This is a genomic window from Paenarthrobacter sp. PAE-2 (genome assembly GCF_026013155.1).
GTDB lineage: Bacteria > Actinomycetota > Actinomycetes > Actinomycetales > Micrococcaceae > Arthrobacter > Arthrobacter ureafaciens.
In genome coordinates this window covers 1-1149 of record NZ_JAPDNV010000096.1, presented here as the reverse complement: position 1 = coordinate 1149, position 1149 = coordinate 1, and the positions used below count along the sequence as shown (strand labels likewise).

At 64.4% G+C, this 1149-nt stretch carries 1 pseudogene; it reads right to left on the bottom strand.

What is annotated here, in order from left to right:
* A pseudogene (locus OCL88_RS21040) lies at positions 1-1149 on the bottom strand (beta-eliminating lyase-related protein); the annotation flags it as partial.

The following is a 1149-nucleotide window of genomic DNA, read 5'->3' as shown; positions in this document are numbered from 1 at the left end:
AGAAGGTCTTGTGCAGGTTCAGGTGGGACACGTCGCCGCCGAACTTGCCCGGCTGGGCCAAACCGACCAGTGCATTGAGGTTTGCACCGTCAATGTAGACCTGGCCACCGGCTTCGTGGACGGCGTCGCAGACTTCCCGCACATCGGCGTCGTAGACACCGTGCGTGGACGGGTAGGTGATCATGATGGCCGAGAGAACTTCGCGGTTGGCCTCGATCTTGGCCTTGAGATCCTCGTGGTCGATGGTTCCATCGGACGCCGTGGCAACCACAACAACCTTCATGCCGGCCAGCACGGCGGAAGCTGCGTTGGTGCCGTGTGCCGAGGCGGGGATGAGGCAGACGTTGCGCTGCTGGTCCCCGCGGGAGTGGTGGTAGCCGCGGATGGCGAGGAGGCCGGCAAGCTCGCCCTGGGACCCGGCGTTCGGCTGGATGGAGACCTGGTCGTAGCCCGTGATCTCGGTCAGCTGGGCCTCGAGGTCGGCGATGAGTTCACGCCAGCCTTCGGTCTGGGAGTCGGGGGCGAAGGGGTGGATGGAGGCGAACTCGGGCCAGGAAATGGCTTCCATCTCGGCCGTGGCGTTCAGCTTCATGGTGCAGGAGCCGAGCGGGATCATGGTCCGGTCCAGTGCGAGGTCGCGATCGGAGAGCTTGCGGATGTAGCGCAGGAGCTGCGTTTCGGAGCGGTGGGTGTTGAACACGGGGTGCTGCAGGTACTCACTGGAGCGCTCAACGGAAGCCTCCAGCGCGAAACCCTCTGCGGACTCAACCACGGAGGCACCAAAAACTTCAAGGACACTGCCGACGATGTCAGTTGTTGTTGTCTCATCCACGGAAATACCCACGGTGTCCCCGTCGATTCCACGCAGGTTGATGCCACGCTCTTCGGCAGCAGCGACGAGCTCGGCGCCGCGGCCCGGAACGCGAACCGTGATGGTGTCGAAGAAGGACCCGTGAAGGACCTCGACGCCGGCAGCCTTCAGTGAAGCCGCAAGGGTGCGCGCGTGGTGGTGGGCAGTCTCGGCAATGGCCTTCAGGCCTTCGGGGCCGTGGTAGACGGCATACATCGAGGCGACGATGGCCAGGAGAGCCTGCGCCGTGCAGATGTTGGACGTGGCCTTTTCGCGGCGGATGTGCTGCTCGCGGGTCT